This is a genomic window from Streptomyces sp. NPDC104581, assembly GCF_055583685.1.
This window is the reverse complement of sequence record NZ_JBVJNN010000064.1, coordinates 1-15,308: the sequence shown is the minus strand read 5'-3', so window position 1 is coordinate 15,308 and position 15,308 is coordinate 1. Positions and strand designations below refer to the sequence as shown.

The 15,308-nt window shown below is 71.9% G+C and carries 13 protein-coding genes and 1 riboswitch; of the genes, 9 read left to right on the top strand and 4 right to left on the bottom strand.

Going from position 1 to position 15,308, the window contains the following annotated elements; genetic code table 11:
- The first annotated feature begins 1 nt into the window (after window position 1).
- Window positions 2–1,369, top strand: coding sequence for a M16 family metallopeptidase (locus ACZ61E_RS31065; protein ID WP_469703608.1), 1,368 nt, complete (start codon window positions 2–4; stop codon window positions 1,367–1,369).
- 232 nt (window positions 1,370–1,601) lie between these two features.
- Window positions 1,602–1,767, top strand: a riboswitch (cyclic di-AMP (ydaO/yuaA leader).
- A 13-nt stretch (window positions 1,768–1,780) separates the two neighbouring features.
- A complete protein-coding gene (locus ACZ61E_RS31060) occupies window positions 1,781–2,584 on the top strand; it encodes a M23 family metallopeptidase (protein ID WP_469703596.1) in 804 nt (267 codons plus the stop codon).
- Window positions 2,585–2,665: 81 nt separating this feature from the next.
- Here ACZ61E_RS31060 and ACZ61E_RS31055 read toward each other — a convergent pair whose 3' ends face one another.
- Window positions 2,666–2,947, bottom strand: coding sequence for an HPr family phosphocarrier protein (locus tag ACZ61E_RS31055; RefSeq protein ID WP_147878137.1), 282 nt, complete (start codon window positions 2,945–2,947; stop codon window positions 2,666–2,668).
- A gap of 156 nt (window positions 2,948–3,103) precedes the next feature.
- On the opposite strand from ACZ61E_RS31055, the gene ACZ61E_RS31050 reads away from it, so the two are divergent.
- The 4 genes from ACZ61E_RS31050 (at window position 3,104) to ACZ61E_RS31035 (ending at window position 9,000) form a co-directional block, all read left to right on the top strand.
- Window positions 3,104–5,947, top strand: a complete 2,844-nt coding sequence (locus ACZ61E_RS31050; RefSeq protein ID WP_469703594.1) for a bifunctional acetate--CoA ligase family protein/GNAT family N-acetyltransferase — start codon at window positions 3,104–3,106, stop codon at window positions 5,945–5,947.
- Window positions 5,948–6,430: 483 nt separating this feature from the next.
- Window positions 6,431–7,030 (top strand): DUF5998 family protein, encoded by a 600-nt coding sequence (locus ACZ61E_RS31045; protein WP_469703593.1) that lies wholly within the window; start codon window positions 6,431–6,433, stop codon window positions 7,028–7,030.
- A complete protein-coding gene (locus tag ACZ61E_RS31040) occupies window positions 7,030–8,247 on the top strand; it encodes an alkaline phosphatase family protein (protein ID WP_469703591.1) in 1,218 nt (405 codons plus the stop codon). The genes ACZ61E_RS31045 and ACZ61E_RS31040 overlap by 1 nt, the downstream gene beginning before the upstream one ends.
- Window positions 8,248–8,349: 102 nt before the next feature.
- Entirely contained in the window at window positions 8,350–9,000 is a 651-nt protein-coding gene (locus ACZ61E_RS31035) for a thymidine kinase (protein ID WP_469703589.1), read from the top strand.
- Window positions 9,001–9,016: 16 nt separating this feature from the next.
- On the opposite strand, the gene ACZ61E_RS31030 is transcribed toward ACZ61E_RS31035, so the two are convergent.
- The 3 genes from ACZ61E_RS31030 to ACZ61E_RS31020 are packed head-to-tail and all read right to left on the bottom strand — an operon-like array spanning window position 9,017 to window position 11,933.
- On the bottom strand, window positions 9,017–9,691 hold the full coding sequence (locus ACZ61E_RS31030; RefSeq protein ID WP_469703587.1) for a response regulator: 675 nt from the start codon (window positions 9,689–9,691) through the stop codon (window positions 9,017–9,019).
- Window positions 9,667–10,791, bottom strand: a complete 1,125-nt coding sequence (locus tag ACZ61E_RS31025) for a hypothetical protein (protein WP_469703585.1) — start codon at window positions 10,789–10,791, stop codon at window positions 9,667–9,669. The genes ACZ61E_RS31030 and ACZ61E_RS31025 overlap by 25 nt, the downstream gene beginning before the upstream one ends.
- The gene (locus ACZ61E_RS31020) at window positions 10,788–11,933 is read right to left on the bottom strand and encodes a sensor histidine kinase (protein WP_469703583.1); all 1,146 of its coding nucleotides are present in this window, start codon (window positions 11,931–11,933) and stop codon (window positions 10,788–10,790) included. The genes ACZ61E_RS31025 and ACZ61E_RS31020 overlap by 4 nt, the downstream gene beginning before the upstream one ends.
- 421 nt (window positions 11,934–12,354) lie before the next feature.
- Between ACZ61E_RS31020 and ACZ61E_RS31015 the strand changes: the two genes are divergently transcribed.
- The 3 genes from ACZ61E_RS31015 to ACZ61E_RS31005 all read left to right on the top strand — a co-directional run bounded on the left by ACZ61E_RS31015 (window position 12,355) and on the right by ACZ61E_RS31005 (window position 15,012).
- Entirely contained in the window at window positions 12,355–13,317 is a 963-nt protein-coding gene (locus ACZ61E_RS31015; RefSeq protein ID WP_469703581.1) for an AraC-like ligand-binding domain-containing protein, read from the top strand.
- Between the two features lie 241 nt (window positions 13,318–13,558).
- On the top strand, window positions 13,559–14,488 hold the full coding sequence (locus ACZ61E_RS31010; protein ID WP_469703580.1) for a hypothetical protein: 930 nt from the start codon (window positions 13,559–13,561) through the stop codon (window positions 14,486–14,488).
- A gap of 74 nt (window positions 14,489–14,562) precedes the next feature.
- Window positions 14,563–15,012, top strand: coding sequence for a hypothetical protein (locus ACZ61E_RS31005; RefSeq protein WP_469703578.1), 450 nt, complete (start codon window positions 14,563–14,565; stop codon window positions 15,010–15,012).
- Window positions 15,013–15,308: the final 296 nt, after the last annotated feature.

The following is a 15,308-nucleotide window of genomic DNA, read 5'->3' as shown; positions in this document are numbered from 1 at the left end:
CATGGAGTTCCACCCGCAGCCGACCGCCGGAGAGGCCAGGCCCTGGGCGTTCCCCGCGCCCGAGCGCGGTGCCCTGCCCAACGGTCTCACGGTGCTGCGCTGCCACCGCCCCGGCCAGCAGGTGGTGGCCGTCGAGGTCTCCCTCGCCGCCCCGCTGGAGGCCGAGCCCGAGGGCCTGGACGGCATCGCCACGATCATGGCCCGCGCGCTGTCCGAGGGCACCGACAAGCACACGGCCGAGGAGTTCGCGGCCGAGCTGGAGCGCTGCGGCGCCACGCTCGACGCGCACGCCGACCACCCCGGCGTCCGGGTCTCCCTGGAGGTCCCGGTCTCCCGGCTGCCCAAGGCGCTCGGTCTGCTCGCCGACGCCCTGCGCGCCCCGCTGTTCTCCGAGAGCGAGGTCGGCCGGCTCGTCACCAACCGGCTCGACGAGATCCCTCACGAGCAGGCCAACCCGGCCCGCCGCGCGGCGAAGCAGCTCTCCAAGGAGCTGTTCCCGGCCGCCTCGCGCATGTCCAGGCCGCGCCAGGGCACCGAGGAGACCGTCGGACGCATCGACGCGAAGGGTGTCCGCGCCTTCTACGAGGCGCATGTCCGTCCCGCCACCGCCACCGCCGTCATCGTCGGCGACCTCACCGGCGTCGACGTCGACGCGCTGCTCGCCGAGACCCTCGGCGACTGGACGGGCGACACGTCCGAGCCGCGCCCCGTCCCCCCGGTGACCGCCGACGACACCGGCCGCGTGGTGATCGTGGACCGCCCCGGAGCCGTCCAGACGCAACTGCTGATCGGCCGTGTCGGCCCCGACCGGCACGACCGCGTCTGGCCGGCCCAGGTGCTCGGCACGTACTGCCTGGGAGGCACGCTCACCTCCCGGCTCGACCGGGTGCTGCGCGAGGAGAAGGGCTACACCTACGGCGTGCGGGCCTTCGCGCAGGTGCTGCGCTCGGACCCGGACGGCACGGGCGTGTCGATGCTCGCCATCAGCGGCTCCGTGGACACCGAGTCGACCGGCCCCGCGCTGGACGACCTGTGGAAGGTGCTGCGTACGCTCGCGGCCGAGGGGCTGACGGACGCCGAGCGTGAGACGGCCGTACAGAACCTGGTCGGAGTCGCGCCGTTGAAGTACGAGACGGCCGCGTCCGTCGCCGACACGCTCGCCGACCAGGTCGAGCAGCACCTCCCGGACGACTTCCAGGCGCGCCTCTACGCACGCCTGGCCGAGACCGGCACCGTCGAGGCGACGGCCGCCGTCGTCAGCGCCTTCCCGGGCGACCGGCTCGTCACGGTGCTCGTCGGGGACGCTTCGGTGATCCGCGAGCCGGTCGAGGCCCTGGGCATCGGCGAGGTGAAGGTCGTCACCGGCTGAGACCGGCTCGGCGCACGGAACCGCGGCGCGGACCCCGCGGCGCAATACGCACATAGGGAACCCCGGTGACGAACCAGTCGCCGGGGTTCCCCGCTATGTCCGCATTCATAAGGAGGTTGCCCGAATGCCCTGTGGCGTGCGCTACAAAAGGGCCTGTCTGTTTGGTGATTGAAAGATGACCCCTTTAGCGTCGGTCCGGCTGTTCGTCAGAGCCCGCCGCATCCGCGGCACCGGACAGCCATCGCCGAGTCCCCGTCAGGCGCGAGCCGGGGGAGCCGGGGACCCACTCAAGTCCCTGGGGTGAATCGGGGGCCTTCGCGTGATCCGCGGAGGAGCCCGTAGGAGACCTTCCTGCTCCGAACCCGTCAGCTAACCCGGTAGGCGAGAAGGAAGGAAAGGACCAGCCACTACATGGCGTTCACCCGTGCCACCGGGAAGCACCGTGCCCCGGGGCGAATGACGCGCCGCGGCGCGCACATCGCCGGAGCCGCCACTCTCACCGCGGCCGGTGTCATCGGCACCCTCGCCACCCCGGCGCTCGCCGCCGAGGCGGGCGCTGCCCTCGCCCAGGAGGCGGCCCCCGCCGCACCCGCCCGCGCCATCGTCATCGACGACTCGCTCGCCGCGAAGATCGACGCCCAGGCCGACGCGCAGCGTCTGGCCGCCCGGAAGGCCGCGAAGGCCGAGGCCGAGGCGGAGGCCGCCGCCCGTGCCAAGGCCGAGGCGAAGCGCAAGGCGCAGGCCCGCGCCAAGGAGGCCCGCGAGGCCAAGGAGCGGGCGGCACGCGCCGCCGAGCGGAAGCGTCTGAACGCCTACCGGCTCCCGGTCGCCGGCTCCTCCGTCACCACCGGCTACCGGACCGGAGGCGCGCTCTGGTCCTCCGGCAGCCACAGCGGCGTCGACTTCCGCGCCACGTCCGGCACTTCGGTCGTCGCGGTCGGCGCGGGCACCGTCGTCGAGGCCGGCTGGGGCGGCGCGTACGGCAACAACGTCGTCATCCGTATGAACGACGGCACCTACACCCAGTACGGACACCTCTCCTCGATCGGCGTCACCGTCGGCCAGGGCGTCTCCCCGGGCACACAGATCGGCCTGGCGGGCTCGACCGGCAACTCCACGGGACCGCACCTGCACTTCGAGGCGCGGACGAGCGCGGAGTACGGCACCGACATCGACCCGGTCGCGTATCTGCGCGCGCACGGCGTCGGCGTCTGAGCCGGCACCCGAGCACGACGAAGGCCCCGGCGTCCTGCCGGGGCCTTCGTCGTGCCGTGCGCACGCGGCGGGTCGGCGGGGTCAGACGGTCTCGGGAAGCTCGTCCAGACCCTCGGCGACCAGCTTCGCCAGCCGGTCGAGCGCGACGTCCGCGCCGTCCACGTCGGAGGCCAGGACGATCTCGTCGCCGCCCTGCGCGCCCAGCCCCAGCACGGCGAGCATCGACGCCGCGTTGACCGGGCTGCCGTCGGCCTTGGCGATCGTCACCGGGACGCCGGAAGCCGTGGCGGCACGGACGAAGATGGAGGCGGGACGGGCGTGCAGGCCCTCGGCCCAGCCGACGTTGACGCGGCGCTCAGCCATGGTGTTGCCCTTCAAGTCACAGTTGTTGTCTAGACCAGTGTGCCACGCGGCTCCGGACCGGCCGATGAGGCACCCCCGGGCCGTCGTCCGGCCGACCCCCAGCCTGCCCCGGCCGAGGACCCGCCGCTACCCGTGCGCGCGCCGTAGGCTCGTCCCATGACGACGCCGTCACAGCACGCGTACCCCGCTCACTGGGAAGCAGACGTGGTCCTGCGCGACGGAGGCACCGCGCGCGTGAGGCCCATCACCACCGACGACGCCGAGCGGCTGGTCAGCTTCTACGAGCAGGTCTCCGACGAGTCGAAGTACTACCGCTTCTTCGCGCCCTACCCCCGGCTCTCCGACAAGGACGTGTACCGCTTCACCCACCACGACTACGTGGACCGGGTGGGACTCGCCGTGACCGTCGGCGGCGAGTTCGTCGCCACCGTCCGCTACGACCGGATCGACGCCCGGGGCATGCCGGCCTCCGCGCCCGCCGACGAGGCCGAGGTCGCCTTCCTCGTCCAGGACGCGCACCAGGGGCGCGGGATCGCCTCCGCGCTCCTCGAACACATCGCCGCCGTGGCGCGCGAGCGCGGGATCAGGCGCTTCGCCGCGGAGGTGCTGCCCGCGAACACCAAGATGATCAAGGTGTTCAGGGACGCCGGGTTCACCCAGCGGCGCGACTTCGAGGACGGCGCCGTCCGCCTGGTACTCGACCTCGAACCGACCGCCGAGTCCCTCGCCGTCCAGCGCGGCCGCGAGCAGCGCGCCGAGGCACGCTCCGTACAGAGGCTGCTCGGCCCGTCGTCGGTGGCCGTCGTCGGCGCCGGACGCGCGGCGGGCGGCCTCGGGCGGGCCGTGCTGCGCAATCTCCTCGGCGCGGGTTTCACGGGGCGTACGTACGCGGTGAACGCGGCCCTGCCACCGGGACGCACCGAGATCGACGGCGTCCCGGCCGTGCGCTCCCTCGCGGAGATCGACGAACCCGTCGACCTCGCGGTCGTCGCCGTCCCCGCCGAGCGGGTGCCCGAAGTCGTCGCCGACTGCGGCGAACACGGCGTCCAGGGCCTGGTCGTGCTCTCCGCCGGATACGCGGAGAGCGGGCCGGCCGGGCGGGAGCGCCAGCGCGAACTGGTGCGGCAGGCGCGCTCGTACGGGATGCGCGTCATCGGACCCAACGCGTTCGGCGTCATCAACACCGGACCGCCCGTCCGGCTGAACGCCTCGCTCGCGCCCGAGACGCCCGGCCGCGGACGGATCGGCCTCTTCACCCAGTCGGGCGCGATCGGCATCGCCCTCCTCGCCGGACTGGTCCGGCGCGGAGCGGGAGTGTCCACCTTCATCTCGGCGGGCAACCGCGCGGACATCTCGGGCAACGACTTCCTCCAGTACTGGCACGACGACCCGGACACCGACGTCGTGCTGCTCTACCTCGAATCGATCGGCAACCCGCGCAAGTTCACCCGGCTCGCCAGGCGCACCGGAGCGGCGAAACCGGTCGTCGTCGCCAAGGGCGCACGGCACAGCGGCAGCGCGCCGCCGGGTCACGCGGTGCCGGTCACCGGTATCCCGGACGCGACCGTCTCGGCACTGCTCAGCCAGGCGGGCGTGATCCGCGTGGACACCGTCACGGAGCTGGTCGACGCGGGCCTGCTGCTCGCGAACCAGCCCCTGCCGGCCGGCCCCCGTGTCGCGATCCTCGGCAACTCCGAATCCCTCGGCCTCCTCACCTACGACGCCTGCCTGACCGAGGGCCTGCGCCCGCTGCCACCGCTCGACCTGACCACGTCGGCCCGCCCCGAGGACTTCCGCACGGCGCTGGCCGCGGCGCTCGCGGACCCCGGCTGCGACGCGGTCGTCGTCACCGCGATCCCCCGGGTCGGCGAGAACGGCGCGACGGAGTCCGGCGACGGCGAGGTGCTCGCGACGGCGCTGCGCGAGGCGGCGTCGACGGCCCCCGCGAAGCCGGTGGCGGTGGTCCACGTCGAGATCGGCGGCCTCGCCGAGGCGCTCTCGGCGGCCACGACGACGGCGCCCCGCCCGGGACCGGTGCCGGGCGAGGGACCCGCACCGGACACCACGCCGCCCCCGCCCGAGCCGGCCGGCGCCGCTCCCGTGCCGCCCCGCGAGCCCGGCACTCCCCGGTGGATCCCCGCCTACCCCGCCGCCGAGCGCGCCGTGCGCGCGCTCGGCCAGGCCGTCACCTACGCGCAGTGGCGGCGCCAGGCCGCCGAGCCCGGCAAGGTGCCCGAGTACGACGACATCGACGAGAGCGGGGCCGCTGCGCTCATCGACCGGGTGCTCGGCGAAGCACCCGCCGACCCGCACGGGATGAGCCTCGGGGACGACGACACCCGGGAACTGCTCGCCCGGTACGGGATCGCCGTACGGCCCACCCTCCCCGCGCCAGGACCCGGCGCCGCCGCCGAGGCCGCCGCCCGCCTCGGCTACCCCGTCGCGCTCAAGACCACCGCGCCGCATCTGCGCCACCGGGCCGACCTCGGAGGCGTACGGCTCGACCTCGCCGACGAGGAACGGCTGCGGGCGGCCTACCGCGAACTCACCGGACTGCTCGGCGGGCCCGCCGAGCTGCGGCCCGTCGTCCAGGCGATGGCACCGCGCGGCGTGGACACCGTCGTGCGCGCCGTCATCGACCCCGCCGCCGGCGCCGTGCTCTCGTTCGGCCTGGCCGGGGTGGCCTCCGAGCTGCTGGGGGACGTGGCGCACCGGCTCGTCCCCGTCACCGGCCGCGAGGCCGCGGAACTCCTCCGGTCCGTCCGCACCGCGCCGCTCCTCTTCGGCTGGCGCGGCTCAGCGCCCGTCGACACCGGTGCCCTGGAGGAACTGCTGCTGCGGGTCTCCCGGCTCGTCGACGACCACCCGGAGATCGTGTCCGTCGCGCTTGAGCCGGTGGTGGTCGCACCGCAGGGCCTCTCGGTGCTCGGCGCGAGCGTCCGCCTCGCCCCACCCCCGTCCCACGACGACCTCGGCCCCCGCCGCCTGCCGAGCTACTAGGTCCGGTCCTCGAACGGGCGTCGTCCGCCCGCGGGGCGGGGCTCACGGCGTCCGGTGCGTGCGCTCGCGAGGGGGGGGACCGCCCTCGTACGGGACGTACCCGGGCGGCTTCCGGCAATGCGGCGAGGGCGCGTGCCGGGCGCCGTGAGCCGGACGCCGGTCCGAAGACAGGACCCGGGCGGTGCCCGGGAGGTCCCGCCCGGCCGGTGCCGCCTGACGCGGCACCTCTCCGCATGGTCGGAGCCGGCCGGGTGCGCCCGGTACGAGGCCGGTCCTCTGCCTCGCCACCCACCGCACCGGACGCCGCCGAACCCCACCCCGCGGCCGGACGCCGCTACGTCGCGCACACCCCCGGGGCGTGCGCCGGCCGCCGGACAGGCTCGGCACGCCCGCCCGGCGGCCGGGGCGCGCGCCGGCCGCCGGGCGACCCGGTGGCGCTCCGCGCGGTGCGGGCCATGCACCGCGCCACCGTAGGATGGGGACATGGCGAAGACCGGTACGACGACCCAGGGGCTGCGCACGGCGATCGAGCGCAGCGGCTACTACCCGGCTCTCGTGGCCGAGGCGGTCGAGGCCGCCGTCGGCGGCGAGCAGATCGCGTCGTATCTGGTGCACCAGGAGACGACCTTCGACTCCAACGAGGTCCGCCGGCATGTCACCGTCCTCGTCCTCACGGCCCACCGCTTCATCGTCAGCCACACCGACGAGCAGGCCGCCGACACGAGTTCGCCGACCCCGTACGCCACCACGTCGACCGAGTCCGTGAAGCTGGACCGGATCTCGTCCGTCGTCGTCAGCCGTGTCGTCGCGAACCCCGAGTCGTACACCGCCGGCACCCTGCCCCGCGAGGTCGTCCTCACCATCGGCTGGGGCGCCGTCTCCCGGATCGATCTGGAGCCCGCCGCCTGCGGCGACCCCAACTGCGAGGCGGACCACGGCTATACGGGCAACTCCACCGCCGACGACCTGAGCCTGCGCGTCAGCGAGGCGGGTGACGGACCCGACACCGTGCGGCAGACGCTCGTCTTCGCCCAGTCGCTCTCCGAAGCCACCGCGGCCGCCTCCTCCTCGACCGGCCGTTGATGGCCGCCCCGTCCACCGCCTGGCAGGACCCGGTCCCGCTCGCGCTGGACACCGCACCCGTCCCCGAGTACGGCGGCGGCTCGCTCGCCGACCTGCTGCCCACACTCGTCGCGGGCCAGGACGTGCACCTCCCGGGCGGCCCCGGCTCCCGCGCCGCCGTCATCCCCGAACTCACCCCGGCCGACCGCAACTGTGTCTTCCTGATCGACGGCCTCGGCTGGCAGCAGATCAAGGACCACCCCGACGAGGCGCCGTATCTGACCTCGCTCCTCGGCAGTTCACGCGGCGGCACCGGCCGGCCGATCACCGTCGGCTTCCCCGCCACCACCGCGACGTCCCTCGCCTCCGTCGGCACGGGGCTGCCGCCGGGCGCCCACGGCCTGCCCGGCTACACCGTCCGCGACCCCGCCACCGGCGCGCTGATGAACCAGCTCCGCTGGCACCCCTGGACCGATCCGCACGTCTGGCAGCCGTACCCCACCATCTTCGCGCTCGCCGACGCCGCCGGGATCCACACCGCGCAGGTCTCGTCCCCGACCTTCGAACGCACCCCGCTCACCCGGATCGCGCTCAGCGGCGGCACCTTCCACGGCCGGCTCTCCGGCGAGGACCGGATGGACCTGGCCGCCGCGCAACTGGCCGCGGGGGACCGGTCGCTGGTCTACACGTACTACAGCGAGGTCGACGGCAAGGGCCACAAGTTCGGCATGGACTCCGACGCCTGGCGCGGCCAGCTGATGTACGTCGACCGGCTCGCCCAGCGTCTCGCCGAGCAACTGCCGCCCCGTTCCGCCCTGTACATCACCGCCGACCACGGCATGATCGACATCCCGTTCGACGAGCGGTCGCGCATCGACTTCGACGAGGACTGGGAGCTGCGCGCCGGTGTCGCGCTCCTCGGCGGCGAGGGCCGGGCGCGGCACGTCTACGCGGTACCGGGCGCCGAGGCGGACGTCCTCACCGTCTGGCGCGAGGTGCTCGGCGAACAGTTCTGGGTCGCCAGCCGTGACGAGGCCGTCGCCGCGGGCTGGTTCGGCCCGCCCGGCACGGTGGAGGAGCGGGTCCACGGCCGGATCGGCGACGTCGTGGCCGCCGCGCACGACGACGTCGTGATCACCGCGTCCGTCACGGAGCCGCGCGAGTCCCTGATGGTCGGGATGCACGGCTCGATGACCCCCGTCGAGCAGTTGGTACCGCTCCTCGAAGTACGCTCGTAACCGCCCGCCCCCGGTCGGCAGCCCGGCGCATCCGCCCCCGGCCACCGCCCCCACCGGCGCGCCGCCTGCCCCCGTTCGTATCTGAAAGGCCGTCACTTCCTCATGCCCGAGCTGGTGTTCTTCTCCGGAACGATGGACTGCGGAAAGAGCACCCTGGCTCTTCAGATCGAGCACAACCGCTCCGCCCGCGGCCTGCTGGGCATGATCTTCACGCGCGACGACCGCGCGGGCGAGGGCAAACTGTCCTCACGGCTCGGGCTGGTCACCGACGCCGTCGAGGCGGCTGAAGGCTTCGACTTCTACGCGTACATCGTCGACCGCCTCTCGCAGGGCGGCCGTTGCGACTACGTGATCGCCGACGAGGCGCAGTTCCTCGCGCCCGAACAGATCGACCAGCTCGCCCGGATCGTGGACGACCTCGACCTGGACGTCTTCGCGTTCGGCATCACCACCGATTTCCGCACCAAGCTCTTTCCCGGCTCCCGGCGCCTGGTGGAACTCGCCGACCGCGTCGAGGTCCTCCAGGTCGAGGCGCTGTGCTGGTGCGGGGCGCGCGCCACGCACAACGCCCGTACGGTCGGCGGACGGATGGTGGTCGAGGGCGCGCAGGTGGTGGTCGGCGACGTGCACCAGTCGCCGGACGAGGTCGGCTACGAGGTGCTCTGCCGACGCCACCACCACCGACGCATGACATCGGCCTCGGCCCGTGCGAGCGTCCTCTCCCCGGACGTTCTCCCGGTCAACCACGACTGACCGCGCGATTGCCGGGTCAACTCACGCCGACCGCCGCCGACTCGTAGCCCGTGATGTCGTCGGGCTTCACCAAGCCGTCCTCGATCGCCCGGGCCAGCATGTCCGCCTTTGTCGGTGCGGTCCTGCCGACCTGCGCGTACTTGACCCTCGCCCGACGGATGTACACGTCCACCGTGTGAACGGACACACCCATGCGCCGGGCGACCGAAGCCTTGGACATGGACTGGAACCACCACAGCAGCGCGGTACGTTCCTGCGACGACAGCCTGGGCCTGTTCGCGCCGCGATCACCCACAAGGACCCCGGCGGCCGTCGGGGTGACGTACGGTCTGTCTCCCGCCGCCGCGAGCACCGCGTTCACCAGGTGGGCGCGTCCTTCGTTCTTCGCGACGAACTCGCACGCGCCGGCTTCCAGCGATTGGAGAACCACCCGCTGCTCGGTGAACTGCGAGAAGGCGATGACCCGCTGGCCCGCCGCGGCGTGGATGGCGATGTCGTCGACGGCGAGTCTGCCGTGCAGGTTCAGATCGAGAATGAGGACGTCCGCGATGCCGGGCTCCACTTGGGCGCTTTCGCCGGTGTGCCCCACGGAGATTCGTGGCTCCTCGGACAGCCAGGTCTGGATTCCCTCGATGACGACGGGGTGGTCGTCGACGATGGCGACGGTCAGGGAGCCGGGGGCAGCGGCCATCGGGTTTCCCACCACAACTGGTCCTCTTCCTGGTCGTGCACGGCGGATACGGTGAGGGGGCCCGGCAGGTTCGCGAGCGTCTCCGGTGGGGCGTCGGCCACCACGCTCACCGCGACCTCCCCGGGCGTGGTCACGACGGTCACCCGTGCTCGGGTGGTGGCGGCCGCCAGGACCAGCAGGGTTCCCTCAGCCAGTTCCCGGCGGGCGGATACCGGCAGGTCGGGCAGGTCCCCGTAGCTCATCAGGGTCACGTGTACGCCGCGCCGCTCGGCGACATCGGCACAGGCCCGCAGTTCGTCAAGGAGCGGGTGCGGGGTGTCGTCCGTCTCCACGAACAGTCTCCGCAGGCGTGCCGCTTCAACGGCGGCACGTCGGCGTACGACGGTGTCGCCCGGGTCCAGCCGACGTTCCGCCAGACCACGCAGCAGCGGTTCCACTCTGACGCGCAGATACTCGTAGCGGCGCCGGCGCTCCGCGTGCACCGTTTCGTCGGCGGTGGCGCGGGCGAGGTAGCGGGCCTGTCCCGCAGCGGTCTCGGTGGCCTCCCTCGCGGCGTCGTCGAGCTGCCGCACCAGGTACGTGAAGGTCAGCTGGACACCGGCAGTGATGTACACGGAGGCCAGCAGCCGGGAGACGGTGACGTGGTCGAGCGCGCCGTCGGCGGCGAGGAAACCGACCGTGACAGCCGTGTTGGCGCCGAGCAGGGTGATCAGCTCCCACAGCGGACGCCGCATCAGAAGCAGCATGCCGAACCAGCCCACGGTGTTCCACGCCCAACTCACGTCGCCGATCGCCCCGCCCGGCGGGTACGCCGCGGTGGCGACGATGCCGGCGAGGAGCGCCGCTCCCGCGAGCATCCGTGCGGTGTGCGCGCTGAGTGCGGAACGCAGCAGCAGCACGGAACCGGCCGTCTGGATCACCGTGAGGGCCAGCCAGGCACCCGCGGCGGCGGCCTGCGGCTCGTACAGATGCCAGCCCCTGATCACCCGCAGGGTATCCAGACCCAGGTGCCAGACGCCGACGACGGCCACCAGCCCGATATCGACAACCCTGCCGAAACGGGTGGCGACCACACCACCGCCCACGACATCGGCGGTCAAGGTTCCCACCTCAGCACGACCCGCGTGCCGGCGCCGGGGGACGATGCCGCCCGGGCGCTGCCACCCACGGAACTCATCCGGCCGCAGAGCGATTCCCGCAGCCCACGCCGGTGGGAGGGAACGGCCGCGGGGTCGAACCCGCGGCCGCTGTCGCGGACTTCGACGGCGACGCCCTCCCCGACGCGTCTGGCCGTGATCCGGGCGGTGCGAGTGTTCGCGTGCCGGGCCACGTTGGTCAGGGCCTCGGCGGTCCCTTGGGAGAGGGCTTCCACGACCTCGTAGGGCAGGTCCAGCGGCGGCACGTCGAACTCGATTTCCAGTGGCGGGAGGCCGGCGTGGCGCGTCAGCACAACGGTGCGCAGCGCGACATCCAGCGGTGTGGGGTCGTGCGCCACCAGCCGTGCCGCACCCGGGTGTGCCCGCAGGTCTTCGATGACGGCCAGGTCGGCCGCGGCCCGTTCCCGCAGCGTGGCGGAGTCACGGGTGATGCTGCCGGTGCCCACCATGGTCAGCGTGGCGAGCACGGTGTCGTGCAACAGCCGCTGCTGCGCCAGCTCATCGGTGCGGGCGGCGGACCGGGCCCGCGCCGACGCACGCGCCGACGCCTGCTCGGTCAGCGTGAGATCCGCCCCGCGCGCACCACGTCGCAGCAGGGCCACGACAGCGGCGGCGAGCAGCCCCTGGAGCACCAGGACGACGGAGGCATCGCGTGTGCCGGCACCCGCCGCGTGAGCCGCCGCGATGGCGATCGCCGCGGCCAGCGCCAGGGGCTGCCGCAGCATGAACTGGGCGATGAGGACGCCGGTGCGGGCGACCATGTCGATCCACCCGGAGCCCGTACTCGCCCCCAGGACCTCGGCCGGGACCAGGTTGCGCTGCGCCAGGCAGAGCACCACGACGACCGCGGTGTCACCGGCGAAGAGCCAGGGACGAGGTTCCGGCCTGAGGGTCAGAACGGTGAACAGGCTGCTCCACAGAAGCAGTCCGACGACCGCGACGGCCACCCAGACCGAGCGGGCGGGCGGCGCGAAGCCGACCACGGCGACCACGGCCGCTCCGACGGCACTCACCGCTCTCAGGACAGCGGCCAGGCGCGCGGACCTGCGGCGAAGCTGGAGTTGGGCGGGTCCTTGCTTCAGCACGCCGCCTCCATAAGGGGAATTCCCGCCTCCACCGACAGGGGCGAGGGACTCGACCGCATTCCTCGCGGTGAGCCCTTTCCCACCTCGGTCCGAGCCGGGCGTGGTGCGGGCAGAGGATGGCCTGGACAAGGCTGGTGACGCGGGTGTGACGCCTTTGTCCACCGGCCTCTTCCGTGGACCTTAGGGTCGTCGCGGGCCTCGGACTTTGTCGTCCGTGCCTGGAACTGTGTCACTGGTGCACAGCGTCTGGAGCCGTATCAGGTGAGCGTCCCGCGTGCGCCCGCCGAAGCCGTTGTGCGGCGAGAAGGAGTTCCGCCGGGCTGATGTGGGGAACGGGCGGTGTCGAGGGAGAACTCGTGAGGGAACGGGTCAAAGTACTGCCGGACCGGCCCTGTGACCGGGGCGGACGAAGGTTCGCCTCATGAGCCCGGTTCTGGACACCGCGTTCATACCGCCGCGGGACCGGGAGGAAGTTATCCGGAACGCGGTGTGGGAATCCATGGTGGCGGTCGACATCGACCACGGTCCGCCGGCCGAGGACATCTCCGTTCGCATCGGGCTCGGCGCCGTGGGGCCGATCAGAGTCTGTTCGGCGCGGGCGACCGCTGTCACCCTCCGTCGCACGGAGCGGCTCGCACGGGAGGACGAGGAGCCGGCCGTCACTCTGGGTGTTCAGATGGCGGGCAGCAGTTTGGTGGTGCAGAACGGTCGCGAGTGCCTGCTGGGGCCGGGAGACTGCGCCGTCTTCGAGTCGATCGCTCCCTACACGCTTCTCTACGACGAGGGAGTCGACCACGGCTTCATCCGCTTCCCACGTTCGGTACTCGCGCTCCCCGACCGGTTGCTGCGGGAAACCAGCGCGGTCGCTCTGGGATCCGGGAACCCCGTCGCGCGTCTCGCCTTCACCTACTTCTCCCAGCTGGCCGTCAGCGACGAACTGCACCAGGGCGTGCACGCCGACGCCGTCGTGGAACCCAGCGTCGAACTCCTGCGTGCCGTACTGACGACTCAGCACGGCAACTCCGGTCTGGCCAAAGGACCGTTGGAGGCGACGCTCGGCCTGCGGATCACCAACTACATCCGGGAGCACCTGGCTGACCGGGATCTGTCGGCGGCGCGGATAGCCGCCGCGCACGGCATCTCCGTGCGTCATCTCTACGCAGTGCTGTCCCGGTCGGGCATCAGCCTCGGAGACTGGATCCGCACTCGCCGTCTGGCCGAATGCCGGCGGGAGTTGGCCGGCCCGAACGGGCGGCGGCGGACCATCGCGGCGATCGGGCGGCGCTGGGGTTTCGTGGACGCGACCCACTTCAGCAAGGTGTTCAAACGGGCGTACGGTATCTCGCCCCGGGCCTGGCGCGATCTGAACCATCCCCGCGTCTGAGCAAGATGCCCCCGGCCTCGTAGGGCGAACACCCGGCTCCCGCGCGAGCGGCGTTTGCTTCGCTGCCGGTACCGGAACTTCCGGTACCGGCCGGCGGGGTTGTCACGCGTTCGCGTGACATGTCTTTCTCCCGCCCTGCGCGTAACTTTCGGTACTGACCCGTCCGAGGGAAAAACCTCGGTGCTGTCGAAGTCCGGCAGAAATCCAGAGAAGTGGTAAAGGGAGAAGGGGGACGTGTCGAGTGAAGGTGAAATCCTCCGTCTTTCTGTCCGTGGCTTTCATTTCCTGTCTGGCGGTCGGCTGCGCGGCCGGGAGCGAGAACCCGAGTGCCACGGAGCTGCCGAAGAAGGGCGACGCGGTCGGCCTGGCGGATGAGCGGGGCAGGGACCTGACCGTCGCGGAGGAGATCGAGATCGACCGCGCGGAAGGCGAACTCGTCGAGAGCTGCATGGAGCGCCAGGGACACCCCTACTGGCCGGCGCCGGTGGCGACCGTGGAGCAACGCAAGGTCGGGGTGTACGTGGTGGACGACGTCGACTGGGCTCGCCGGTACGGCTACGGTCGGCCTCTTGAGATCGCGGCGGAGAAGGCGCGGCGCAGCGACGCCAACGCCACCTACTACAACGCGCTTCCCAAGCAGGAGCGCATCCGCTACTCCCGCGCGCTCGACGGCGACTTCGACGACAACATCTCCGTCGAGCTGCCGGCCGGCGGCACGGTCCAGACGTCACGGGACGGCTGCTTCGCCGAGGCGCGGGAGCGGCTCTACGCCGACTATCCGACCTGGTTCCGGGTCGAGAAGACCGTGACCGGGCTGACTCCGCTGTATGTCCCGCGGATTCACCGGGACACGCGCCTGGTCACCGCGGTCGCGGCATGGTCCCGATGCATGAACGAGTCGGGAAACCCTTTCAAGAACCCGGACGAGATACGCCAGAAACGGGACTCTCTGGCCAAGGGGATGAATGAGTCCCAAGTCCAGAGCGCCGAAGTGAAGTTGGCCGTCGCCGAGGCGGAGTGTGCTCGCGAGACATCCCTCGGGGCGATCGCGCGTTCTCTCGAAGGGGAGTACCGGAAAAAGACGCTGGACGACTATCCCGATGAATTCGCCACCTATCGGCAGATGAGGGTGGCCGCCCTTTCCAGGGCCAGAAACCCCGAAATCCGTTAGCTGCCGAACAGAATAATTCCGTGGCCTCAGGGCGCGGAGAATCTTATCCGACAGATGATCGAGGAGCTATACGCATGAGGAAAATTCCCGCTGCCCTGACCGTGCTGGCCATGGCCGCTCTCGGAACAGTTGTCCCCGCCTCCGCCGCACATGCCGCCCTGCCCTGCGACGACGAGTACGCGGGCGCGACTCGCACATACATGTACGCCTACAGCAGTGCCAACTGCGTCGGGTTCCTCGGCAAGGCCGCGGGCAACGACTCCAACTGGGGCGACAGCGGCGGCAGCTTCCGGGGCGGCGACACCAACAAGGCGACGTCCGTCCTCAACAGGGGGACCGACGTGGTCCAGTTCTTCAACGGAACCGGCACGGACTGGACCGGGGGCAACATCTGCCTGAAGAGCAGTGAGCGCTTCGCCTCCAGCCTCGCCGACAACGACTTCTCCTCCGGCGTCTCGGCCAACGACTCCATCAGCTCGCACCGATGGGTGCTCGGCCCCGCTTGCGACGCGTGGGCGACCTGATCTCCTCTTCCCCGTAGCCGAGGCCGGCGGGCCCGAACCTCGCGGGGATGCCGCTCGAACGGCGTCCCCGCGAGATGTCGGTCCGACGCGGGCCGAAGAGGTCGTTGTCAGGAACCCCCCTACAACAACAGGAGTCGCCATGCTCAGAAAAGCGCTGAACACGTCACTCGCGCTTGTCATGATCTCGACGGGTGCCGTCGTCGGTGTGACCGTCACGGCCGGTTCCGCGCAGGCCGCGTCCAACTGCGGCCAGCCGATCACCGGCCTGCCCTTGCAGCAGGGCAGCCAGGGCACCT